This window comes from Salinibacterium sp. G-O1 (assembly GCF_030063305.1).
Lineage (GTDB): Bacteria > Actinomycetota > Actinomycetes > Actinomycetales > Microbacteriaceae > Rhodoglobus.
Genome location: NZ_JASISV010000002.1, coordinates 153,218 through 177,570 on the forward strand (window position 1 = coordinate 153,218; position 24,353 = coordinate 177,570).

At 62.7% G+C, this 24,353-nt stretch carries 22 protein-coding genes; 21 read left to right on the plus strand and 1 reads right to left on the minus strand.

What is annotated here, in order from left to right:
• Nucleotides 1-177 precede the first annotated feature (177 nt).
• The gene (locus QMG83_RS07065; protein WP_283504677.1) at nt 178-519 is read left to right on the plus strand and encodes an Rv2175c family DNA-binding protein; all 342 of its coding nucleotides are present in this window, start codon (nt 178-180) and stop codon (nt 517-519) included.
• A gap of 30 nt (nt 520-549) precedes the next feature.
• On the opposite strand, the gene QMG83_RS07070 is transcribed toward QMG83_RS07065, so the two are convergent.
• Nucleotides 550-1,671, minus strand: coding sequence for a polyprenyl synthetase family protein (locus QMG83_RS07070; protein ID WP_283504678.1), 1,122 nt, complete (start codon nt 1,669-1,671; stop codon nt 550-552).
• Between the two features lie 92 nt (nt 1,672-1,763).
• On the opposite strand from QMG83_RS07070, the gene QMG83_RS07075 reads away from it, so the two are divergent.
• From QMG83_RS07075 to dnaE, 20 genes are all read left to right on the plus strand, one after another.
• Entirely contained in the window at nt 1,764-2,141 is a 378-nt protein-coding gene (locus tag QMG83_RS07075) for an SCO2097 family morphological protein (RefSeq protein WP_283504679.1), read from the plus strand.
• Nucleotides 2,142-2,378: 237 nt separating this feature from the next.
• Entirely contained in the window at nt 2,379-2,810 is a 432-nt protein-coding gene (mraZ, locus tag QMG83_RS07080; RefSeq protein ID WP_283504680.1) for a division/cell wall cluster transcriptional repressor MraZ, read from the plus strand.
• A gap of 126 nt (nt 2,811-2,936) precedes the next feature.
• Nucleotides 2,937-3,890 (plus strand): 16S rRNA (cytosine(1402)-N(4))-methyltransferase RsmH, encoded by a 954-nt coding sequence (gene rsmH, locus QMG83_RS07085; protein ID WP_283504681.1) that lies wholly within the window; start codon nt 2,937-2,939, stop codon nt 3,888-3,890.
• The gene (gene ftsL / locus QMG83_RS07090) at nt 3,887-4,471 is read left to right on the plus strand and encodes a cell division protein FtsL (protein WP_283504682.1); all 585 of its coding nucleotides are present in this window, start codon (nt 3,887-3,889) and stop codon (nt 4,469-4,471) included. The genes rsmH and ftsL overlap by 4 nt, the downstream gene beginning before the upstream one ends.
• 33 nt (nt 4,472-4,504) lie before the next feature.
• Complete coding sequence (locus QMG83_RS07095; RefSeq protein ID WP_283504683.1) at nt 4,505-6,238, plus strand: peptidoglycan D,D-transpeptidase FtsI family protein; 1,734 nt, start codon at nt 4,505-4,507, stop codon at nt 6,236-6,238.
• A 90-nt stretch (nt 6,239-6,328) separates the two neighbouring features.
• Nucleotides 6,329-7,732, plus strand: a complete 1,404-nt coding sequence (locus tag QMG83_RS07100) for a UDP-N-acetylmuramoyl-tripeptide--D-alanyl-D-alanine ligase (RefSeq protein ID WP_283504684.1) — start codon at nt 6,329-6,331, stop codon at nt 7,730-7,732.
• On the plus strand, nt 7,729-8,826 hold the full coding sequence (gene mraY / locus QMG83_RS07105; protein WP_283504685.1) for a phospho-N-acetylmuramoyl-pentapeptide-transferase: 1,098 nt from the start codon (nt 7,729-7,731) through the stop codon (nt 8,824-8,826). The genes QMG83_RS07100 and mraY overlap by 4 nt, the downstream gene beginning before the upstream one ends.
• Complete coding sequence (murD, locus tag QMG83_RS07110; protein WP_283504686.1) at nt 8,811-10,358, plus strand: UDP-N-acetylmuramoyl-L-alanine--D-glutamate ligase; 1,548 nt, start codon at nt 8,811-8,813, stop codon at nt 10,356-10,358. The genes mraY and murD overlap by 16 nt, the downstream gene beginning before the upstream one ends.
• Nucleotides 10,312-11,592 (plus strand): putative lipid II flippase FtsW, encoded by a 1,281-nt coding sequence (ftsW, locus tag QMG83_RS07115; protein ID WP_283504687.1) that lies wholly within the window; start codon nt 10,312-10,314, stop codon nt 11,590-11,592. The genes murD and ftsW overlap by 47 nt, the downstream gene beginning before the upstream one ends.
• Nucleotides 11,589-12,668 (plus strand): UDP-N-acetylglucosamine--N-acetylmuramyl-(pentapeptide) pyrophosphoryl-undecaprenol N-acetylglucosamine transferase, encoded by a 1,080-nt coding sequence (locus QMG83_RS07120; RefSeq protein ID WP_283504688.1) that lies wholly within the window; start codon nt 11,589-11,591, stop codon nt 12,666-12,668. The genes ftsW and QMG83_RS07120 overlap by 4 nt, the downstream gene beginning before the upstream one ends.
• Before the next feature lie 24 nt (nt 12,669-12,692).
• Complete coding sequence (gene murC, locus QMG83_RS07125; protein WP_283504689.1) at nt 12,693-14,093, plus strand: UDP-N-acetylmuramate--L-alanine ligase; 1,401 nt, start codon at nt 12,693-12,695, stop codon at nt 14,091-14,093.
• A gap of 262 nt (nt 14,094-14,355) precedes the next feature.
• Nucleotides 14,356-15,111 carry an FtsQ-type POTRA domain-containing protein gene (locus tag QMG83_RS07130; RefSeq protein WP_283504690.1) on the plus strand — a complete coding sequence of 252 codons (756 nt, stop codon included), beginning with the start codon at nt 14,356-14,358 and terminating at the stop codon, nt 15,109-15,111.
• Between the two features lie 199 nt (nt 15,112-15,310).
• Entirely contained in the window at nt 15,311-16,474 is a 1,164-nt protein-coding gene (ftsZ, locus tag QMG83_RS07135; protein ID WP_283504691.1) for a cell division protein FtsZ, read from the plus strand.
• 6 nt (nt 16,475-16,480) lie between these two features.
• The gene (locus QMG83_RS07140) at nt 16,481-17,155 is read left to right on the plus strand and encodes a YggS family pyridoxal phosphate-dependent enzyme (RefSeq protein ID WP_283504692.1); all 675 of its coding nucleotides are present in this window, start codon (nt 16,481-16,483) and stop codon (nt 17,153-17,155) included.
• Between the two features lie 36 nt (nt 17,156-17,191).
• Nucleotides 17,192-17,659 (plus strand): cell division protein SepF, encoded by a 468-nt coding sequence (locus QMG83_RS07145; protein WP_283504693.1) that lies wholly within the window; start codon nt 17,192-17,194, stop codon nt 17,657-17,659.
• A 9-nt stretch (nt 17,660-17,668) separates the two neighbouring features.
• The gene (locus tag QMG83_RS07150; protein ID WP_283504694.1) at nt 17,669-17,974 is read left to right on the plus strand and encodes a YggT family protein; all 306 of its coding nucleotides are present in this window, start codon (nt 17,669-17,671) and stop codon (nt 17,972-17,974) included.
• A gap of 180 nt (nt 17,975-18,154) precedes the next feature.
• The gene (locus tag QMG83_RS07155) at nt 18,155-18,949 is read left to right on the plus strand and encodes a DivIVA domain-containing protein (RefSeq protein WP_283504695.1); all 795 of its coding nucleotides are present in this window, start codon (nt 18,155-18,157) and stop codon (nt 18,947-18,949) included.
• The gene (lspA, locus tag QMG83_RS07160; RefSeq protein ID WP_283504696.1) at nt 18,936-19,544 is read left to right on the plus strand and encodes a signal peptidase II; all 609 of its coding nucleotides are present in this window, start codon (nt 18,936-18,938) and stop codon (nt 19,542-19,544) included. The genes QMG83_RS07155 and lspA overlap by 14 nt, the downstream gene beginning before the upstream one ends.
• A 2-nt stretch (nt 19,545-19,546) precedes the next feature.
• Nucleotides 19,547-20,467 (plus strand): RluA family pseudouridine synthase, encoded by a 921-nt coding sequence (locus QMG83_RS07165; protein ID WP_283504697.1) that lies wholly within the window; start codon nt 19,547-19,549, stop codon nt 20,465-20,467.
• Between the two features lie 85 nt (nt 20,468-20,552).
• Nucleotides 20,553-24,086: a DNA polymerase III subunit alpha gene (gene dnaE / locus QMG83_RS07170; protein WP_283504698.1), complete on the plus strand. Its 3,534-nt coding sequence runs from the start codon at nt 20,553-20,555 to the stop codon at nt 24,084-24,086.
• Nucleotides 24,087-24,353: the final 267 nt, after the last annotated feature.

Below are 24,353 nucleotides of genomic sequence, written 5' to 3' on the forward strand. Positions count from 1 at the left end.
CCCTCGCCCCCGCGAGCATGCCGACCACCGCTGACGGTGGCATCGCGTACCACGGTGGCACAGGTGATAACTGCTGTCAACCAATGTGACTAATGTGAAACGAATTTACCTGCCGGAAACATTGCGTTTAGAGGTGTGTCTCCGAAAATTCGCTGACGCCCGTGGCAGGCTTGGAGGGTGACCGAAACACCCGATGTGCAGTGGCTGACCATTCCCGACCTGACCGAGATGCTCGGTCTCAAAGTGAGCCAGGTCCGGCGGCTGATCGAGGATCGCGCTCTGCTTGCCAGTCGAATCGACGGCGCCTGGAAAGTTCCCGCTGCGTTCATCGTTGATGGGGAGCCCCTCAGCGAGCTGAAGGGAACGCTGATCGTGCTGGGAGACAGCGGTTTTAGCGACGAGGAGGCGCTGCGCTGGCTCCTCAACAAAGACGACAGCCTGGGTGTGAGTCCCATTGCCGCCCTGACCGCTGGTCGCAAAGCCGAGGTGCGTCGGGTCGCACAGGCTCTCGGCTTTTAGGTCGAAGCCGGCGTCAACCGGATTGGGAGCTTACGCGGCCCGGCGCGTCACGGTTTCGGCAAGTTCGAGCAATTGTGCCCGGGCGGACGCAGCGAGCGGGGCATCGCGAATAGCAGCCCTGGCAAGCGCGACGTTGTGCTCGATGATCCGTTCGACGTGGTCTACAGCGCCACAGTCGGTGAGCGCGGTGCGAATCATCGCGACCTGCTGCACATCGAGATCGGGGTCGCCGAGCAGCTCATCAATGACGTTGCGCAGGTGAACCGGCAGCTTGGTGCGGGCCAGCGCAATGAGAACAGTGCGCTTACCTTCTTTCAGGTCATCCCCGGCGGGTTTGCCCGTGACGGCGGGATCGCCGAAAACGCCGAGCATGTCATCCCGCAATTGATAGGCGACGCCGAGAGGCAGACCGAAAGCGCGCAGTGCCGCCATTTGGTCGGGCGACGCTCCGCCCAGCGCCGCACCGATGGCGAGCGGGGCTTCGACGCTGTATTTCGCCGATTTGTAGACGATGACTCGGTGTGCGCGGGGGAGTGCCTCGGCCTCGGGGTAGGCAGCCCAGGCGTTCTCCTCGAGGATGTCGAGGTACTGGCCGGCTGTGACTTCGGTTCGCATGCGTGCGAACTCCGCGCGACCGGCGTATCCGGCAGCGCGATCAGCAAGCATTGACGTTCCTTTGTCGAAGAGTTCGTCGCTCCAGCCGAGCAGCAGGTCACCGAGCAGCAGCCCCGCTGAGCGGCCGAAGGCCGCGGCATCCCCGCTCCACCCACCATCGCGGTGGATTGACTCGAATCTCTTGTGGGCCGCCGGTGCGCCACGACGGGTGTCGGAGTTGTCCATGATGTCGTCGTGCACGAGGGCCGCCGCGTGAAAAACCTCCAGTGCGGAGGCAGCAAATACAATTCCGGGCAGAACGCCGCCGGCGGGCGAGGGGGCCAGCGGATCGAATTCGTCGATCGTGTGGGTCACCGACTGCCAGCCCCAGTAGCAGAACAGCGCGCGGAATCGCTTGCCGCCCGACAGAAATGAGAGCGTAACGTCGGTGAACTGCCCCAGTTCGGGAGCGATTGCCGCCAGTTCAACCGTTCGGTCGGATACAAACTCGTCAATTTTCAGTTGAACAAGGTCAACTAACCGCGTACTCTCAGCCACCCGTATAGCCTAGCCACCGCAGCGGGCGTACTATTGAGTTCTACGCGTTGACAGCATTCCGCGCGTCTATCCCGAGACATGAGGGGAACAGGATGCCACTTTCCGAGCAGGAGCAGCGACTCCTGGAGGAGATGGAGCGAAGTCTCTATCAGAACGACGCAGACTTCGTTGCTACCGTCAACCCCAATCGCGGCAGGACCAACTACCGAATCCTCGTTATCGGCGTGCTGGTCGGCGTCGCCGGCATTGCCACCCTGGTCGCCGGGGTCATCGTAAATCAGCCACTGATCGGCATCCTCGGCTTCGCCGTGATGTTCGCTGGCGTGCTCCTGATATTCGCGCCGCCCCGCAAGGGATCAGCCCCGGCGCCATCAGCGCGCCCGACGCCGACGAAGTCCAGCGGCGGATCGTCGAGCTTCATGTCCAACCTCAACGATCGTTGGGACAAGCGCCAGGACGGTCGCGAGTAATTCAAGCGCTTTATCGGGTCAGCCTTCGGGCTGGCCCTTTTTTTGTGCCCAGATTCGCGCAGAAATGGTCGCTGAGACTCAGCCTGCCGAAATTCCCTCCACCTCGGACATCCCACTAACTCCGGGTATTTTGTAGCGAATTTTGCGATTAGCTGACGATTTCATAGATTTGGTGGGGGAAAGTGGAGTAAAGTGGAGGAAACCTGAATCCGGGCCGGAGAATGAGGGGAGGCTGCCGTGTTTCTAGGCACCTATGCCCCCAAGCTGGACGACAAAGGGCGGGTCGTTCTTCCCGCCAAGTTCCGCGACGAGCTCTCGTCGGGAATGGTTGTCACCCGCGGACAGGAACGCTGCCTCTATGTGTTCAGCCAGCGCGAGTTCGAGAACATCCAGCTGAAGGTTCGCCAGGCGTCGCTTACGAGCAAGCAGAGCCGCGACTTCCTCCGACTCTTTCTCTCCGGCGCCAACCAGGAAATTCCCGACAGCCAGAATCGCGTGACGATTCCGGCGAACCTGCGCGAGTACGCGGGTCTGGGCCGCGAGCTCACCGTGATCGGTGCGGGGGATCGCGCCGAGATCTGGAACACCGACGCGTGGAACGCCTACTACGAAAGCGCCGAATCCGACTTCGCCAATACAACGGAGGAGGTGATCCCGGGTCTCTTCTGATTCACAACCACACTCTCGTTGACGCTGACTCCCAGCCGTACGCCCTGGCTTTCTTCCCCGATGCCAGGTCGCACCGGATGGGGATCAGCATTAACGACGAGGTGATGGTGAATCTCCCCGAATGTCATGACAGACAACACGATTCACACCCCGGTGATGCTCGAACGCACCATTGAGCTCCTCGCGCCGGCCTTGGAGCGCGACGGAGCAGTGCTCGTCGACGCCACCCTCGGCATGGCTGGCCACGCCGAGTCGTTCCTCCAACGCTTTCCTGGCATCACTCTTGTCGGCATCGACAGGGATCAGGATGCCCTCACCATCGCGCGTCGCCGACTCGAGCCTTTCGCCGGCCGGGTGCATCTCGTGCACGCGGTGTACGACGAAATCACCGCCGCACTCGCGAGCCTCGGCATGTCCAGGGTGTCCGGGATTCTGTTCGACCTCGGCGTCTCGTCACTGCAGCTGGATCGGGCCGAGCGTGGTTTTTCTTACTCCAAAGACGCCCCGCTCGACATGCGGATGGACGCGTCGAGCGAGCGGACCGCAGCGCACATCCTCGCGACCTACAGCGAAGAAGAGTTGCGCCGAATTTTTTACCAGTACGGCGACGAGAAGCTCGCTCCCAGATTTGCGAGCCGGATCGTCCAGCGGCGCGTCGATAAGCCCCTCGAAACCTCCGCCGAGCTCGTTGAGTTGGTGATCGCGGCGACTCCCGCCGCAGCCCAGAGAGCCGGACATCCGGCCAAGCGGGTATTCCAGGCGCTTCGTATCGAGGTGAACCAGGAACTCTCAGTGTTGGAGCGAGCGATTCCGGCCGCCGTCGATTCCCTGGAGGTTGGCGGACGAATGGTCGTGCTGTCATACCAGTCGCTCGAAGACCGCATTGTCAAGCGTGTGCTGCAGGCACGATCGGCGTCCACAGCGCCGCGGGGACTCCCCGTCGAACTTCCCGAGCACCGTCCCGAACTCAAACTTCTTGTGCGCGGCGCTGAGCTCGCGAGCGAAGAAGAAAAACTGCGAAATCCGCGCGCCACCCCGGTACGGCTCCGTGCCGTCGAGAAACTACGGGAGATCGCATGAGCGGCACCGCTGCATACGCCCGCCCACTTGTCGCGCCGGCGCCGTCACCGACGACTCATCCACACATCGAGATTGTCACCACGCGTGAGCAGCGTCGGGCCCGCCCGAAACTCGCGTACGCGGTTGTCACGATCACGAGCCTGTTCGCAATCTTCGCGGCCCAACTCATGATGAGCATCGTGGTGTCCGAAGGCGCTTTCCAGATCGAGGCTCTCCAGCAGCAGCAAAAGGAACTGCTGCGCACCCAGGACGCCCTCAGCGAGAATCTGAACCTTTACGGGTCGACCCAAAATCTCGCCACCCAGGCCGCCCACCTCGGCATGGTGCCCAACCCGTCGCCTCTCACGCTGAACCTGGATTCAGGAGTGGTGTACGCATCGCCCGGCACAGCCGACCCGATGGGATGTGGTGGCGGATGCAATCTCATCGCAAACTCGCTTCTGGTTGGTATGCCCCTCGTCGACCCGGCCGGGACGACAACAGGAAACGCCGCGGCACCTGCCGTTGGGTCGCCCGTCGCATCGCAGACTGATACAGCACCTGCCACCACGAACGCTCTTCCTGCGCCAGTGACCCGTTGATCCCGATCAGATAGACCCGAGGACGCGCACGATATGAGAACACGTAGCAGCCGCGCCAGGATTTCGCTCGCTGTGCTTGTGGTCTTCGTCATCGTCGGTGTGTTCGTAGTTCGGCTCGTCGACATCCAGGTGGTACGCGCCGAGGAACTCAATGCGGCGTCGCTGGACAAGCGCGGACGGGATATCACCACCTACGGCGTGCGAGGCGACATAGTTGACGCCAACGGTGCTGTCCTTGCCGATAGCGTGCTTCGCTACGACATCACCGCATCGCCGAGAGTCGCCCTGCTTCCGAGTGATGCTGCGACTTCTGTCCCTGCGCAGCTCGCTGAGCTCGCTGCGATTACCAAGCAGGATCCAGCCGCGTTATACGCCTCGATTACGGAAGACCCCACCTCTGACTTCATGTATCTGGTCAAGGGCGTCACCCTTGACGTCTTCGAGCAGATCGACGCCCTCGACATTTCGTGGATCTATCCGGAACGAAAGTCGGCTCGAAGCTACCCGAATGGCGAGATTGCCGGAAACCTGGTGGGCTTCATCGGCACGGATGGTCCCCAGGCGGGGCTCGAACTGACCGAGGACGAGTGCCTGGCCAGTGACAACGGAACCATCACCTACGAAAAGGGTGAAGACGGAACCGCGCTTCCCGGCAGCGAAGTCGTCACCAAGCAGAGCAAAGACGGCGGCACGCTTCGACTGACGATAGATCGCGACCTCCAGTTCTATGTGCAGCAGCGCATGGAGCAGACCGCGCTTGAACTGGGTGCGACCTGGGCGACCGCGGTGGTGATCCGGGTGGCGGACGGTCACCTCATGTCCGTGGCGGACTGGCCAACCCTTGACCCGAATAATGTTGACGACGCGTCACGAGACGCTTTGGGCTCGCGGGCCTTCAGCACGCCCTATGAGCCGGGATCCACGATGAAGGCGCTGACAGCCGCATCGCTCGTTGACTCGGGGGCGGCACGCCCGGGGGACGGCGTTGTCGTGCCATATGAGCTCCTCCAGGCTGACGGCAGCTCCATCCACGACGCTTTCTACCACGAGACTCAAAACCTCACTCTTGCCGGGGCGTTGGTCGAATCATCCAACGTCGCGGTCGCCCAGTTCACCGACAGACTGCCGGCCCAGAAACGCCACGACTACATGGCCGCGTTCGGACTCGGGCAGTACACCGAGGTGGATTTCAACGGTGAGTCCGCCGGCCAGCTCTCTGACGCTGACCAGTGGTTCGGCCGAACCAACTACGCGGTGCAATATGGCCAGGGCATGAGCGCAACGTCGGTGCAGATGGCGAGCGTCTTCCAGACCATCGGAAACCAGGGTGTCAGAATGCCGGTCACGCTCGTGGCGGGATGCGAGCTTGCCGACGGCACCATGACGGACGTCGCTTCTACGGAGGGCAGGCAGGTGCTCTCGTCATCGGCAGCAGATACCACCGTCGCCATGATGGAGCAGGTCGCCAACAAGAGCGGGTCGGCCCCGAAACTGCAGATCCCCGGCTACCGCACCGCGGTCAAGAGTGGAACAGCCGAGGTGGCCGTCGACGGCGGATACTCCGACAACAGCGTCGTAATCTCCTATGCGGGTGTCGCCCCAGCCGACGACCCCCAGTACGCGGTCGTGGTGACCGCTGGCATCCCGGCTAGGGTGTTCTCGGGACTTATCGCCCCGACCTGGCGCGATGTAATGGCCCAGACCCTCACCACTTTTCGGGTTCCACCGTCAACGTCGCCGGCTCCAGACCTCCCCGTCAATTGGTGAGAAACAGCAATTTGACGGCCAGGAGCACCACGTACCGATGTACCGAGTAGAGATTCACACGCACACCGACAAAGAGAGCAGGATTGCTCGATGATCGACCTGCGAATCGACGAGATTGCTGAGGCGATCGACGGCACACTCGCCGGTTCCGTGGATGCCGCGGCGCTCGTCGTCGGCGGCGATGTGCAGACTGACTCGAGACTGGTCGCCCCCGGCGCGATCTTCTTCGCGCTACCCGGCGAGTTCTCAGATGGTCATCTCTTCGCGCAGGCAGCCGTTGACGCCGGCGCAGCACTTCTTGTCGTCGAACGTGAATTGCCGATAGCTGTTCCGCAGCTCATCGTGAGTGATGGACTTCTGGCGCTCTCGGCGCTCGCCCGCGCCGTCGTCGCACGTGTCAGGGCAGGCGGCGACCTGAAGGTTGTCGCCGTGACCGGCTCGAACGGCAAGACGACCACGAAGAACATGCTGCGAGCGATCCTGGCTGACCACGGCTCAACGGTTGCCCCGCTGGGTTCATTCAACAACGAGGTTGGCGCCCCCATCTCGATGCTGGGTGTGACGATGTCCACGCGCTTTCTCGTCATTGAGATGGGCGCGGACGCCATCGGCGACATTACGAAGCTGGTCTCGGTCGCCACCCCTGATGTCGGAATCGTGCTCACCGTTGGGCTCGCCCACATCAGCAAATTCGGCAGCGCTGACGCGATTGAGCTGGCGAAGTCCGAGATGGTCAGTGGCTTGCCCCCGACGTCGGTGGCTGTGCTCAACGCTGACGATGGGCGCGTCAGCCGAATGGCAGCGCGCACCGCAGCGCCCGTCTCTTGGTTCGGTCTGGATGCAACGGCCGAGGTCAGAGCGACCGACGTCGACACCACCGTCGATGGCACATCCTTCACGGTCGTTGCCGACGGACAGTCTCACCCCGTTGTTCTGCGCATCCTCGGGGAGCATCACGTAACGAATGCCCTCGCCGCGATCACCGCGACCCGGGCGCTCGGAATCCCCGTCGCCGACGCGATTCGCTCGCTGGAGTCACTCACGCGAGCCGAACGATGGCGAATGGAGGTCATCGAGAACGCCGACGGCGTGATCGTGATCAACGATGCGTACAATGCGAGCCCAGACTCAGTAGCCGCAGCGCTCAAGACTCTCGCCCAGGTGACGGGTAGCGAGCGGCGTTCCTTCGCTGTGCTCGGCGAGATGGCCGAGCTGGGTGAATACGCTGACGACGAGCATGACCGGATCGGCAGGCTCGCCGTTCGACTGAACGTGAAACAACTGGTTGTCGTTGGTCACAAAGCACGCCACATTCACAACGCTGCTGGCCTTGAAGGCTCATGGGATGGGGAGTCGATATTCGTCGAGACCGCCGATGAGGCATACGATGTTCTGCGTGACAAACTGCGCAAAGGGGACGTTGTGCTCGTGAAGTCATCCAACTCAGCCGGGCTACGTTTTCTCGGTGACCGACTGGCAGGGATCAGCGCGTGATCGCCCTGCTCATCGCCGGAGGAACCGGTCTGGTGTTCACGCTGTTCCTGACACCGCTGTTCATCAAGCTGTTCAACCGGCTCAAATGGGGCCAGTTCATCAGGGATGACGGCCCGCAGGCGCACCACACCAAACGCGGTACGCCCACCATGGGCGGCATCATTTTCATCCTCGGTTCAGTTGTCGGATACGTGGTTGGTCACATTGTCGGCGGGGTCGACATGACCCTGGTGGGCCTGTTGGTCATCTTTCTGATGGTCGGTCTCGGAGTCGTCGGATTTCTCGACGACTTCCTGAAAACCCGCAACCAGCGAAGCCTCGGGCTCGGTGGATGGTCGAAGATCCTGGGCCAGGTGATCGTCGCCGGGATTTTCGCGGCAGTCGCTCTCAATTTTCCCGACGAGCACGGCCTGACGCCCGCGTCGACCATGATCTCGGGCGTGAGGGATATCCCCTGGCTCGACTTCGCCACGTTCGGGGTGATCGGGGCAGGAATCGCCTTCGCCCTCTGGTCGACCCTGATCATCGTCAGCGCCTCCAACGGTGTCAATGTTGCTGACGGGCTCGACGGCCTGGCGACCGGCGCGTCGATCTTCGCGCTCTCGGCCTATATCTTCATCGGCTTCTGGCAGAACAACCAGGCATGCTACGCGGCAGGTCTTCAACCCGACGACGTCGCGTACTGCTACAACGTGCGGGATCCTCTCGATCTCGCGGTCATTGCAGCGGCGATCGTCGGAAGCCTGGTTGGGTTCCTCTGGTACAACACCTCTCCGGCGCGGATTTTCATGGGCGACACGGGGTCGTTGGGACTCGGTGGTGCTCTTGCGGCGCTCGCCATCCTCTCGCGCACCGAGCTGCTGCTTGTGCTGATCGGCGGGCTGTTCCTCATCGTCACCGGTTCGGTCATTCTGCAGCGGGCCTACTTCAAGGTGTCGAGGGGCAAACGGATCTTCCTGATGAGCCCGCTTCACCACCACTTCGAGCTCAAGGGGTGGGCCGAGATCACTGTCGTCGTCAGGTTCTGGATCATCGGTGCCTTGTGCGTCGCAGCCGGGGTCGGTCTTTTCTATCTCGAATGGGTCACACGGTAGCTGTGCGCGATCTCGACAACCTCACCAGCTGGCACTCTGAATGGCGTGGCGTGCGTGTCGTCATCCTCGGTCTCGGGGTCTCGGGATTCGCGGCAGCCGACACCCTCCTGGAGCTCGGCGCCGGTGTACTCGTCGTTGCGGCGAATGCCGGGGAACTCCGCCGAGAGATGCTGGACGTGATCGGCGGCCGATTCGTCGAGCATTCAGGATCCGAGGTTATTCCGAAACAGCTCGATGAGTTCGACGCCGAACTCGTGATTGTGTCGCCCGGCTTCGGGCTGGATCATCCACTGATCGCGTGGGCGCAGGGTAGAGGCATCCCGATCTGGGGAGATATCGAACTCGCGTGGAGGCTGCGCGACAAGGTGGGCGCCCCCGCCGAATGGATCGCCGTCACCGGCACCAACGGCAAGACGACAACGGTGCAGCTCACCACTCACCTTCTGGTTGCCGGAGGCCTGCGCGCTGTTCCCGCCGGAAACATCGGCGTGCCCGTGCTCGATGCCATCCGCGACCCACAGGGGTTCGACGTCATTGTGGTCGAGCTGTCGAGTTTCCAGCTGCACTGGATGCCCCGCAGCGGCCCTGGCGCCATGGCGCCGCTCGCGAGCGTGTGCCTCAATATAGCTGACGATCATCTCGACTGGCACGGGTCGCGAGCGGCCTACGTCGACGCGAAAGCCACCGTCTACGCGAACACGAAGCTCGCCTGTGTCTATAACCGTGCCGACGCGGCAACCACGCGCATGGTGGAAGACGCTGAGGTGCAGGAGGGATGCCGCGCCATAGGGTTCGGCCTCGACACGCCAGGGCCCAGCGACCTGGGGATGGTTGACGACATCATCATCGATCGCGCCTTCCTGGAGGACCGTCACAACTCGGCCCTCGAGTTGACGACGCACGGGGAACTCGCCGCCGCCGGCCTCGCGAGCCCACACATGATTGCCAACGTGCTGGCGGCCGCCGCTCTCGCGCGAAGCGCCGGTGTCGCGGCTCCGACAATATCGAGCGCACTCTCCACTTTCCGGATCGACCGCCACCGCACCGAGATTGTCGTCACCAGCGGGGGAGTGTTGTGGGTCAACGACTCCAAGGCAACCAACTCACACGCGGCCGATGCTTCGCTGCGCTCGTACGACTCCGTCGTGTGGATCGTCGGCGGCCTGCTGAAGGGTGTCGACATCTCTGATTTGGTCGCGGGCCATGCATCGCGACTCCGCGGGGTAGTCGTCATCGGGCTTAACCGTGAACCTGTGGTTGAAGCATTCGCGCGACACGCGCCACAGGTGCCGGTGTTCGAAGTGGATGCGACAGAAACTGGTGACGTGATGCCGCAGGCGGTGAAAGCCGCTGCACGTATCGCGCTGAATGGTGACACGGTTCTCATGGCTCCGGCCGCGGCATCCATGGATCAATTCACCGACTACGCCGACCGTGGCACCCGATTCGCCGAGGCCGTAAACGACTACCTGGAAGGTGGCGCAGATGACGACGACCCGGCACCCGCGTCCCCGGCAACAGGAGCGCCCTAGCCCGCAAACGGGCCCAGGCCCCTCCAGCGCCCGGATCCCTCTCCGGCGAATTTTCGCCGCCGAAAACGGCAACTACTTTCTCCTCCTCGGGGTCACTCTGTTTCTCGTGATTTTTGGTCTGGTCATGGTCTTGTCGTCGTCGACGATCGAGTCGTACAGCGCAGACCAGGGCTTCTTTGGGCGATTCGCTCGACAGGGAATGTTCGCGGTCATTGGGATTCCGCTGATGCTTCTGGCGTCGCGGCTGCCCTCGGGATTCTGGCGGCGATGGGCGTGGCCCGCGTTGCTCATCGGCGGCGGGCTTCAGCTGCTGGTTTTCGTGCCAGGCATCGGAATCGTCTCGGGCGGTAACCGGAACTGGATCGGCATTGGCGGCTTCACCGCCCAACCGTCCGAGTTCGTCAAGATCGCCTTGATCGTCTGGGTCGCCTGGATGCTGTCGACCAAACAGGACATGCTCGGCGACTGGAAGCATGTGATGCTGCCCATCGCGCCGGTGTCCGGCGCTGCGATCGGCCTGGTTCTCGTCGGCGGTGACCTTGGAACAGCGGCGGTCATGATCGTCATCCTCTTCGGCCTGCTGTACTTCGGGGGAGTGCGACTTCGCCACCTCGCCGTGGGCGTCGCGGGCGTTGGCGTGCTTGCCTACCTCTTCTCGAAAGCCAACTCGTCGCGCACATCCCGCATCGAAATCTGGCTGAACGGATGCACGGCCGAGGACTACTCCGGGTACTGCTGGCAGCCCGAGCACGCCAACTGGGCACTCGCCGCCGGCGGTTGGTTCGGCAAGGGGCTTGGAAATTCCGTCGCGAAATGGAACTGGCTGCCGGCCGCGTCGAGCGACTACATTTTCGCGATCATCGGCGAAGAGCTGGGGCTCATCGGAGCCATCGTCGTGCTCGTCCTGTTTGTCGTGCTGGCTATCGCCTTCATCAGGATCATCCGCACCAGCATCGACAGCTTCGCGCGAATCGTCACCTCGGGGGTGATGGTCTGGGTCATCGGTCAGGCTTTCGTCAACATCGCGGTGGTGCTTGGCGTGCTCCCCGTGCTCGGGGTGCCGCTGCCACTGATCTCGGCGGGTGGTACCGCACTCATTGCCAACCTGCTCGGCATCGGTATCGTGCTGTCCTTCGCGCGAGGCACCAGAGCGGCGCCGGAGGCTCCGGTTGAGCAGAGCCCGGCAGAGCGTTCACGAATGCTTGCCGCGCAGCGAGTACGCTCGCGCGCATGACCACATATCTTCTCGCCGGCGGTGGGACTGCCGGTCACGTCAACCCGCTGCTCGCCGTCGCCGACCGGCTGCGTGAGCGCGAGCCTCAGTCCACCATCCTCGTACTCGGCACCAAAGAGGGGCTCGAAGCCAGGTTGGTACCAGAGCGCGGTTACGAACTGCTGACGATCGACCGTGTGCCGATGCCACGCCGTCCCAACGCAGCAGCCCTCGCGTTCCCTGGCGCGCTGAGGGGCACGATCGATGCGGTCAGACAGATCGTCCGTGATCGTTCGGTGGATGTGGTTGTGGGATTCGGCGGATATGTGTCGGCTCCCGCGTACCTGGCGGCACGCGCTGAACATGTCCCGCTGGCGATCCATGAGGCGAATGCGCGCCCTGGCGTGGCCAACCGGTTGGGTGCCCTGTTTACAAAGTTTGTGGGTGTCGCTTTCGCCGGAACGAAGATCAGCAGCGGCACCTTCGTCGGGATGCCCCTTCGCCGCGAGATCGAGCAACTCGACAGGTTCGCGGCCAGACAGGAGGGCATCCGTACCTTCGGTCTCGATGCAGGCAAGCCGATCCTGCTGGTCACGGGCGGGTCGTCTGGCGCCCGGAGCATCAATAGCACCATCTCTCAGTCGATCACACTGCTTCTCGGTGCGGGGTGGCAGGTCATCCACGTCACCGGCGAGTACCGCGACGCTGTGGCCGACCCGAATCTTGCGGGTTATATGGTCGTCAAATACATGGATCGAATGGATCTGGCACTCGCCGTTGCCGACCTGACATTGGGCAGAGCCGGAACCTCTACCGTTGCGGAAGCGGCAGCACTCGGTATCCCTGCCGTGTTTGTTCCGTACCCGGTGGGCAATGGCGAACAGCGCCTCAACGCGCGCAGTGCCGTCGATGCTGGAGGCGCCATTCTGGTGGCAGACGCGAAGTTCACCCCCGACTGGGTGGGAGCCGAGCTCGTGCCATTGCTGCGCAACAGAGCGGTGGTCGCCGACATGGCCGTGCGAATGGCAACCACTGGCGCACTTGACGGCACCGATCGAATGGTCGAACTCATCGGTCGCGCCCTCGCGGCGAAATAGATTCGAGCGGGTAAAATCAGCCCAATGATCCATCCTGACCTCACCATGCCATTGCCCGCCGAATTGGGTGCTGTGCACTTCGTAGGCATCGGCGGGAGCGGCATGAGCGGCATTGCGAGGCTCTTCCTGGCCTCTGGCCACGCAGTGACGGGTTCGGATCGCTCGGAGAATCACAACACGGAGAATCTCCGTGAGTTGGGTGCCGGGGTATCCATCGGGCACGACGCAACGAACGTGGGCGAGGTCGATGCCCTCGTCTACACGGGCGCGCTGTGGCCAGACAATCCCGAATATCTCGAGGCCATCCGCCGCGGCATCCCCGTTCTGCACCGTTCGCAGGCTCTCGCCTGGCTGATCAACCACAAGCGACTCGTCGCGGTGGCAGGGGCCCACGGCAAGACCACCTCCACCGGCATGATCATCACGGCGCTTCTCGCCCTGGAAGCATCACCCAGCTTCGTCAACGGGGGAGTGATTCAGAGTCTCGGGGTTAGTTCGTCCTTCGGCGAGGGGGAGCTCTTTGTCGTCGAGGCGGACGAGTCTGACGGTTCATTCCTGCTCTACGACACCTCGGTCGCTCTCATCACCAACGTCGATGCTGACCACCTCGATCACTACGGCGACCATGACGCGTTCGATGCGGCATTCGTGACGTTCGCCGAGAAGGCAAGTGAGCTGGTGGTGGTCTCCAGCGATGATCCGGGCGCCGTGCGGGTGACCGGCATGCTGAAGCATCAGCGTGTGGTGACCTTCGGTGAGGATGCGGCCGCCGACGTTCGCGTGCACTCCATCGTCACCGATGGTCCCGTTTCTTTCACTGTCTCGTGGCAGGGTAAGGATTACTCGACCACCCTCACTGTTCCCGGTCACCACAACGCCCTCAATGCTGCCGGGGCGTTCGCAGCGTTGGTTGGTCTGGGATTCGATCCGACATCCTCGCTCGACGGGATCGCGATATTCGGCGGAACCGAACGGCGATTCGAGCTTCACGGAGTTGTTCGCGGGGTCAGCGTCTACGACGACTACGCGCACCATCCCACCGAGGTCGCAGCAGCGCTGTCAGCGGCCCGAAGCGTCGTGGGCAGCGGGAGGATCATCGCCGTGCACCAGCCGCACCTGTACAGCCGTACGAGGGATATGGCTCTGCAGTTCGCCCAAACCTACGAGCAGCTTGCCGACCACACCATCGTGCTCGATGTTTTCGGCGCTCGAGAAGACCCGATTCCGGGAGTGACCGGGGCAACGGTCTCTGAGCGATTCCACGATGCGAGCAGAGTCGACTATCTGCCGGACTGGCAACAGGCCGCCGACCGCGTTGCCGAGATTGCTCGCGAAGGTGATCTGATCATGACTCTCAGTTGCGGCGACGTATATCGCATCGTGCCGCAACTGCTGGCTTCGCTCGACTCGATCCCTGAGGCATAGGCGCGTGAAACGCCCAGACGGTTTCGATCAGAAACCCAGTGAGCCGCCGCCCAAACGCAAGTACCAACCAGGGTCGCCGAAACAACAGAAGCCCGGGCCACCGCCGGCCGCCCAGTCGCAGCCGCGCCCGCCGACGCCTGCGCAGCCGAAGGCAAGAACTGATTCCCCAACGCGGGCCACGTCGCAGCCATCGAGCGCACCAAGGATGGCGCGCAGAGCGTCCAGGCGAGGAGCGCGCCCTGACGAAGCAACCCGTGCCGAGTTGCGCCGATCTGCTCGCGAGAGACGCAAGTTCGAGCGTGCGGAGGTTCGGCGCTTCACGCGTCGCGCCCGCAACAGGAAGATTGGCCTTGCCTCGCTGGCCGGGGTGCTCGCGACACTGATCGGATTGGTTTTCACCGCCGTCTACTCGCCGATCCTTTCCCTGCGCACGATCTCGATCGATGGCACGTCGCGTATCAATGCGGTCGACGTGGAATCGGCGGTGTCCGGACAGCTCGGAACTCCGCTGGCGCTGCTCGACTACGACGCCATTACGCAGGACCTCACAGTTTTCCCACTGATTCGCAGCTATGTCACCGAAATCGTGCCACCGGACACGCTTCTGATCCACATCACCGAGCGCCAGCCCGTCGGTTCGGTCAAGGTCGGCGAGATGTACAACCTGGTCGACCCAGCAGGCATCGTGGTGGAGCAGTCCGCCGAACGGATTGCGGGGGTTCCGGTTCTGGATCTGCCCGACGGCGACCTCACTGGCGCCGCATTCACATCGATGGTCGCCGTGCTTCTTGCACTGCCGCCCGAGATGCTCGCCCAGGTCGATAGCGTGACGGCACGCACCCAGGATGACGTGTCGCTCGTGCTGACCGGTGTCGGGCAGGGTGTGACGTGGGGTAGTGCGGACGATTCCGTCACGAAGGCGAACCTGCTCGCGCAACTCATCAGACTGACCGATCCGACGCAGCCGGGAGTCTTCGACGTCTCGGCCCCCGGCAATGGGGTCTTTCGCCCGAGCTGACCGAGGGCCCGATGCGGGCCCACGCTCGAGTTTCTGAAGTTCACATGCGACACGCGGCAACCGTTGCGGTATGTGGGGGTGAGACCGACCTACCCTCAACACAGGAAATGCATACTGAGCATAACTTTAGACCTCAACTGGAGGTTGAGAGTCTGCAACGGGCAGAGTGTGCAAGCGCAGGGGCAGCGGAGGCCGGAACGTGACATCAAACCAGAACTACCTAGCGGTAATCAAGGTAGTAGGCATCGGCGGTGGCGGAGTAAACGCCGTCAACCGCATGATCGAGCTCGGCCTGCGAGGCGTCGAGTTCATTGCGATCAATACGGATGCCCAGGCGCTGCTGATGAGCGACGCCGACGTCAAGCTTGACGTCGGCCGCGAATTGACACGCGGGCTGGGTGCAGGCGCAGACCCCGAAGTGGGTCGTCGAGCCGCTGAGGATCACGCCGAAGAGATCGAGGAGGCGCTAGCCGGCGCTGACATGGTCTTTGTCACCGCGGGTGAAGGTGGCGGTACCGGTACAGGTGGCGCCCCCGTCGTTGCTCGCATCGCCAAATCGATTGGCGCACTGACCATCGGTGTCGTTACGAAGCCCTTCGGCTTCGAGGGCAAGCGGCGCTCGGCGCAGGCTGAGATCGGAGTCGACAGCCTCAAGAACGAGGTCGACACGCTCATTGTCGTTCCGAACGACCGCCTCCTGGAAATCAGCGACCGCGGCATCAGCATGCTCGAAGCGTTCGCCACGGCCGACCAGGTTCTGCTCGCTGGTGTCCAGGGCATCACCGACCTGATCACGACCCCTGGGCTCATTAACCTCGACTTCGCCGACGTGAAGTCCGTCATGCAGGGCGCAGGCTCCGCGTTGATGGGAATCGGCTCGGCTCGCGGCGCGGATCGTGCGATCAAGGCTGCAGAACTCGCAGTGGCATCACCGCTGCTTGAGGCCTCGATCGAGGGAGCGCACGGCGTGCTCCTGTCGATCCAGGGTGGTTCGAACCTCGGCATCTTCGAGATCAACGACGCTGCGAGGCTCGTTCAGGAAGCAGTGCACCCCGAGGCGAACATCATCTTCGGTGCGGTCATCGACGACACCCTCGGAGACGAGGTGCGCGTCACGGTGATTGCCGCGGGATTCGATGGCGGAACGCCACAGGCGAAGCCCAATGAGGTTCGCCGCACGAACTACGTGGTTCCCGAGGTTGGCGCCCCTGCGGCAACAATCACCGGGCTCGACACCCCGCAGCAGCCTCTCGCCGAGACCCAGCCGTGGAGCCCCGAGCCCAGCCTCGTCAGGGCGGCACCGGTCGACCGCAGCTTTGACGATGACGAGTCGGAACTCGACATCCCCGACTTCCTCAAGTAGTCGTCCATGACCGCAGTCCCACCGCTGGCTGAGCGGCTGCATGCGGTGCGTGACGGAATCGCGGATGCGGCGCGGGAGGCTTCCCGCGACGTCGCAGAAATCACGACCATCGTGGTCACCAAGTTTCATCCGGCCACGATGGTGCGCGAGCTGCACGACCTCGGCGTACGGGATTTCGGCGAGTCGCGCCATCAGGAAGCGCAGCCCAAGATTGCAGATCTCGCCGATCTCGATGCGACGTGGCACTTCGTGGGTCAGTTGCAGTCGAAGAAGGCACGGCAGGTGGCCGCATATGTCGACGTGATTCATTCGGTGGATCGGGATTCGCTGGCCACCGCCATCGCCGGCTACCCGCTCGAGGTGTTCATTCAGGTGAATTTGACCGAAGATTCGGGCCGGGGTGGTGCGGAGCCGGAGGCCATCCACCGACTCGCTGAGCATCTGGAGGGCGCAGCCGGGCTGACGCTGAGAGGGCTCATGGCCGTTGCGCCGCTCGGCGGCGAGGCCAGAGCCGCCTTCGCGCGGCTGCGGCAACTCTCGGAGCAGCTCGTGCAGATCGCGCCGCGTGCGAGCGCACTGTCGATGGGCATGTCCGGTGATTACCGGGACGCGATCCTCGAAGGCGCGACACACCTGCGTATTGGCACGGCAATCACGGGTAAACGGCCCGAACACGGTTAATCTCGACCTACAAGCTTCACCACTCGGAGGAATGAAATGGCAAATCCACTGCGCAAGACCATGGTCTACCTGGGCCTCGCGGATGAGGACTACGACTACGAGCAGGCTCCGTCCGCTCCCGTCGCTCCGGTGGCGCACCACACACCATCTGCTGCTCCGAACCGTGCGCCGGTTACCCCGATGCGCCGAACCAGCAATGCGCGACCGGCTGCGACCGAGATGAACGAGATTTTGACCGTTCACCCCCGTCAGTACAAGGACGCCCAGGTCATCGCCGAGAATTTCCGCGAGGGCATCCCCGTCATCATCAACCTGTCACAGATGAGTGAGCCGGATGCTCGTCGACTCATCGACTTCGCCAGCGGTCTCTCACAGGGGCTCTTCGGCAAGATCGAGCGCGTCACAAGCAAGGTGTTCCTGCTGTCCCCAGCTCACGTCGCAGTGAGCGGTGACCACGCAGAGGCCGAGTCTGACGTCGACGCGTCGTTCTTCGCGCAGCAGTAACCTGTCAGGGTGACAATTGTTTCACCCGTCTCCATCATCGCCCTGATCCTCAATGTGGCACTGACGATCTTTTTCGTCATGATGTGGGCCCGGTTTGCTCTCGATCTTGCGCGCACCTTCGCGCGTCGCTGGCGTCCGCAGGGGTTTGTCCTCGTGCTGGCGGAGGCAGTTTTCGTCGTCACAGACCCTCCGATCAAAGTGGTTCGTCGAGCTGTCCCTCCGCTGCGCATTGGCGGCGCAGCAATTGATTTCTCGTGGAGCATCGTGATGCTCGCGGTCATCATCCTCAATTCGATCGTTGCTCGATTTCTCTAAAGGGCGCTTCGCGGCTCGTCATCGGGTTTGTCGCTGTACTGTGGAAATGGAATTTGTGGAGCCATGTGAAATCAAGGTGCAATGCTGTTGACTGCATTGCATAGAATGACTTCCGTTGGCTCAATGTCATGCAGACGTTGAACGTCTCGCGAAAACAAGAAAGAGTGTGAGGTGGCGGCGATGGCTTTAACTCCTGAAGACGTAGTGAACAAGCGGTTCCAACCGACAAAGTTCCGTGAGGGGTACGACCAGGACGAGGTTGATGATTTCCTCGATGAGGTGGTCGTCGAGTTGCGTCGACTCAACCAGGAGAACGAGGAGCTGCGCCAGCGCCTCATCGCGAGTGACTCGCGAGTCAACGACAACGAGCGCTCAGGATCACAGCCGGAGCCCGTACAGGCAGCTCCGAGCTTCGTGCAGCAGCCCGAGACGGCTGTCATCGAGCCTGCTCCAGTAGCAGCCTCAGCGCCCGTCGCTGCCGCGCCAGCACCCGCACAGTCGATGGACACCTCAGACACCGGCGGAACGAACAACCTTCTGCAGCTGGCGCGCCGCCTGCACGAAGAGCATGTTCGCGAGGGCGTCGAGAAGCGTGACGCACTCATCGCCGAGGGACACGCCACCGCAGCACGAATCGTCGAAGAGTCCGAGAGCGGCCACCGCGCCCAGATCGAGATCCTCGACGAGGAGCGCCAGAAGCTGGAGCACCGCGTCGAAGAACTCCGCAACTTCGAGCGTGAATACCGCCAGAAGCTCAAGGGCTACATCGAAGGCCAGCTGCGCGAGCTCGACAACGAGAGCAACGTGCTGACGTCGTCGAACAACGGCCCAGCTGCCGCTTTCATCGATGCGCCGGTCGGAGACTCATCGTCAACCGACGCTCCTGAGTTCGCTGACGCATCTGCCAATTCGGAGCACTCGGCACAGGACGGCCAGCAGTCGCCCACGAACTTCAGCGGTTTTGCCGGAAACTAATCCGCAGCAGGCGACGGCCAGTAAACGCGAGATAAGCGCACGCGCTCTCGTAGTACTGGCCGTTGTTGCTGTGCTCGCGTATGTCGCCGACCGGATCAGCAAGATCCTGGTCGTCGAGAATCTCACCCTGGGTCAGCCCGTGGATGTGCTGGGCAACCTGCTCCAGTTCCACTACGTCGAGAACCCGGGAGCCGCGTTCTCGCTCGGTTCCGGCAGCACGTGGATCTTCGCCATCATCGCGGCGGTCGTCGCGGTGTTCATCATCTTCTTCGCCCGCCGCATCCGGTCGACCGGATGGGCAGTGCTGTTCGGGCTCCTGCTCGGCGGGAACCTGGGAAACCTCACCGACCGACTGACCCGGCCTCCGGGTTTTGGGGTCGGACACGTCGTCGACTTCCTGCAGGTGTACGGCTTTCCCGCGATCTTCAATGTTGCAGACATCTCGATCGTCTCGAGCATGGGGCTGTTTATCCTGTTGACCATTCGCGGGGTGGGTCTCGATGGCACGCGCACTCCTCCGAAGGCAAAGACCTCGCAGCCTGCCGCTGACGACGAGTCGGCCTCCAGCGCACAGTCTCCGACGGATCCGGCCTGACGATGGAATCTCGCAGTCTGCCGGTGCCGGAAGGTCTCGCTGGCGAACGAGTCGACTCAGCCATCGCCAAGCTCCTCGGATTCTCCCGGACCTTTGCGGCCGAGGTCGCCGAGCGTGGGGGAGTGCAACTCGACGGCCGCGTCCTCGTTAAGTCCGACCGGCTGGTCGCTGGCGGCTGGCTCGAGGTGTCGTGGCAATCCAAGGTCGAGCCTTCGATCATCCCGATCATCGTCACCGACCTCGGGATCGTGTGGGACGACGACGACATCGTCGTGATAGACAAGCCCGCCGGAGTCGCTGCGCATCCCTCCATCGGCTGGGAGGGTCCCACGGTTTTGGGAGCTCTCGCCGGTGCTGGATTCAGGATTGCGACGACCGGAGCTGCCGAACGAGCCGGGATCGTGCACCGCCTCGATGTCGGAACGAGCGGCCTGATGGTTGTCGCCAAGACGGAGACTGCCTACACGGCGTTGAAGAGGGCGTTTCACGACCGGCAGGTACACAAGATCTACCATTCGGTGGTGCAGGGACACCCGGACCCGCTGGCGGGCACCATCGATGCGCCAATTGGGCGTCACCCTGGCTCGAGTTGGAAGTTCGCGATCACCGCCGACGGCAAGGCGAGCGTCACACACTACGAAACGCTTGAGGCATTCCCGTCGGCATCGCTTCTCGAGGTCGAACTCGAAACGGGCCGCACCCACCAGATCCGGGTACACATGGCCGCGCAAAGACATCCCTGTGTGGGCGACACGATGTACGGCGCTGATCCGACAATCTCAGCCAAACTCGGGCTCACCCGGCAGTGGCTGCACGCGAAACGCCTCGGGTTCGAACACCCGGCGACGCGAGAGCCTGTCGAGTTCGAAAGCCAGTACCCGGCCGACCTTCAACACGCACTTGAGGTGCTTCGGGGCGACTAGATGGCCAACTCTGGCGCGTCAGTTTTTCACCCCACCAACCCGGGCTTAGGGTAGATTCACGCCCTCGAGCAAGTGAAGAGAACCAGTGTCATCCAGCGATTCCTTCGTGCATCTGCATGTGCACAGCGAGTACTCGATGCTGGATGGAGCGGCCAGAATCGGGCCCCTCATGGAGGCTGCTGCCGCCGAGAAAATGCCCGCGATCGCCGTAACTGACCACGGCAACATGTTTGGCGCCTACGAATTCTGGAAGCAGGCGACGGCAAACGGAATCAAGCCGATCATCGGCACCGAGGCGTACATCACGCCGGGCACGGCCCGCACTGAGAAGACCCGCATTCGCTGGGGCCAGAATCACCAGAACCAGGACGATGTCGGCGGCTCCGGCTCATACACCCACATGACGTTGCTCTCAGAGAACAACGAGGGCATGCACAACCTGTTCAGGCTGTCGTCCCTCGCGTCCATCGAGGGTTTCTACTTCAAGCCCCGAATGGACCGCGAACTGCTCAGCCGGTACGGCAAGGGCATTATCGCGACGACGGGATGCGTCGGTGGCGAGGTCCAGACCCGCCTCAGGCTTGGCCAGTACGAAGAGGCCAGACAGGCGGCATCCGACTTCCGAGACATCTTTGGCGCTGGCAATTTCTACGCCGAGATCATGGATCACGGAATCGACATCGAGAAGCGCACGATGAACGACCTCCTGCGTCTCGCCAAAGAGCTCGACCTGCCACTCGTGGCCACCAACGACCTGCACTACACGCACGCCCACGACTCGACCGCACACGCCGCACTGCTGTGCGTGCAGTCCGCATCGACGCTCGATGACCCGAACCGTTTCAAGTTCGATTCAGACGAGTTCTACCTCAAGAGCGCCGCCCAGATGCGGCACCTCTTCCGTGACTACCCGGAGGCGTGCGACAACACCCTGCTCATCGCGGAGCGGTGCGAGGTCAACTTCCAGCATCGCGACCTCATGCCGCGTTTCCCGGTGCCTGAGGGCGAGACCGAGGCCAGCTGGTTCGAAAAAGAGGTGGACGCCGGCATGATGCGTCGCTTCCACAATGCGCCATCAGACGCACACCTGGCGCAGGCGAAGTACGAGGTCGACGTCATCAAGCAGATGGGGTTCCCCGGCTACTTCCTGGTCGTGGCCGACTTCATCTCGTGGGCAAAGGCGCAGGGCATCCGCGTCGGCCCCGGCCGAGGTTCGGCCGCCGGCTCCATGGCGTCGTACGCGATGGGCATCACCGAGCTCGATCCCATCGCCCATGGTCTGATCTTCGAACGATTCCTCAACCCCGAGCGTGTGTCGATGCCCGATGTGGACGTCGACTTCGACGATCGTCGCCGCGGTGAGGTGATCCGCTACGTCACCGAGAAGTACGGCGACGATCGTGTCGCCCAGATCGTCACCTACGGCACCATCAAAGCCAAGCAGGCACTGAAAGACTCCTCGCGAGTTCTCGGCATGCCGTACTCCGTCGGCGAGAAGCTCACCAAGGCCATGCCCCCGCCCGTGATGGGCAAGGATATGCCCCTCGGCGACATCCACAACAAGGATGCCGAACGGTACAAGGAGGCCGGAGACATCCGGGCGCTGATCGAGACCGATGGTGAAGCAGCCAGGGTTTTCGAAACAGCGAAGGGTATCGAGAACCTGAAACGGCAGTGGGGTGTGCACGCCGCCGGCGTAATCATGTCGGCCGAACCGCTGCTCGACGTGCTTCCGATCATGAAGCGCGAAGACGACGGCGCGATCATCACCCAGTTCGACCAGCCGCCGCTCGAATCGCTCGGTCTGATCAAGATGGACTTCCTGGGGCTTCGAAACCTGACGGTGATCGAGGATGCCCTGCGGATGATCGCAGTTAACACCGGCACCACTCTCGTCATCGAAGACCTCGATCTCGACGCGGACCAGGCAACATACGACCTTCTCGCGCGCGGTGACACGCTTGGCGTGTTCCAGCTGGATGGCGGCGCGATGCGCGCGCTACTGAAGCAGCTGAAGCCCACCAACTTCGAAGACATCTCGGCAGTGATCGCCCTATACCGCCCGGGCCCGATGGGCATGAACTCCCACACGAACTACGCGCTGCGCAAGAACGACCTCCAGACGATCGACGCGATCCATCCCGAACTCGAAGAACCGCTGCGCGACATCCTCGGCACCACCTTCGGGCTGATCGTCTATCAGGAGCAGGTGATGTCGGTCGCGCAGAAGGTTGCCGGCTTCTCGCTCGGCCAGGCCGACGTGCTGCGACGCGCCATGGGAAAGAAGAAGAAGAGCGAACTCGACAAGCAGTTCGCTGACTTCGAGGGCGGCATGGTGGCCAACGGCTACAGCAAGCAGGCGGTGAAGGTGCTGTGGGAGACCCTGATGCCGTTCGCCGACTACGCCTTCAACAAGGCGCACAGCGCGGGCTACGGCGTGCTCAGCTACTGGACGGCCTACCTCAAGGCCAATCATCCGGCCGAATACATGGCGGCGCTTCTCACGAGCGTCGGTGATTCCAAAGACAAGCTCGGCATGTATCTCAGTGAGTGCCGGCGCATGGGAATCAAGGTGCTCGCACCCGACGTCAACGAATCGTCGGTCGACTTCACCGCTGTCGCCGCCGAGGGAACACGAGGAGACGTGCGATTCGGCCTTGGAGCCGTGCGCAACGTCGGCCACAACGTCGTCGAAGCGATCTCGAAGGCCCGCGCCGAGAAGGGGCGCTTCACGTCCTTCCACGACTTCCTGCGCAAGGTTCCGCTGCAGGTCGCGAACAAACGCACCGTGGAATCGCTGATCAAGGCCGGAGCGTTCGACTCGCTCGGGGCGACGCGCAGGGCCCTCGCAGAGATCCACGAATCTGCAGTCGATGGCGCCGCCAGCGAGAAGCGCGCGGAAGCGAACGGGCAGGTCGGTTTCGACTTCGACAGCCTGTGGGACGAACCGGCCCAGGCCGAGCACGTTCCCGACCGTCCGGAGTGGGCCAAGCGCGACAAGCTCGCCTTCGAGCGCGAAATGCTCGGGCTCTACGTTTCCGATCACCCTCTCGCCGGGCTGGAAATTGCCTTGGCTAAACACCAGTCCGCATCCATCACGGAAATCATGGGCGGGGAGGTCGCTGGCGACGGGGAGCACGTCACCATCGCCGGGCTCATCACGAGTGTTCAGCATCGGGTAGCCCGCAACAGCGGCAACCAGTACGGCATCATCACCGTCGAAGACTTCGCTGGTGAAATCAGCGTGATGTTCCTCGGAAAGGCATACCAGGAGTTTTCGCCCGGCCTCACGAACGACGCCATCGTGGTCGTGCGAGGGCGCGTCAGCGTGCGCGACGATGGCATGAACCTGCATGCCGTGAGCATGTTTGTTCCCGACACCGGGACGAGTCTCGGGTCGGGGCCGATCGTGATCGCCGTGCAGGAGACGAGGGCAACCACGGACGTGGTGACCGCGCTGAACGATGTGCTCATCCGCCACTCCGGCGCAAGCGAAGTGCGGCTCAAACTCATCAAGGGCGACACCGCCCGGATCTTCGAGATTCCGTTTCCGGTGACAGTCTCGGCAGACCTCTATGGCGAGCTGAAAACTCTGCTCGGGCCGAACTGCCTCACGTAGGACCCGCGCGCGGGCATCCCTCCTTCACCCCCAAATGAAGGAGATTTCCCGTCGGTGCCCCTGCTGGACGCGTGAGCGCTCCCGAAACGGAGGTTTTTCCTTCATTTGGACGGTGGCGAGGGGCGGAGGGCACAGGATGCCAGGCGCCTAAGTGGCTTCGCGCGGCTCGCGGCGTCGCCCTTCACCCCCAAATGAAGGAGATTTCCCCGTCGGTGCCCCTGCTGGACGCGTGAGCGCTCCCGAAACGCAGGTTTTTCCTTCATTTGG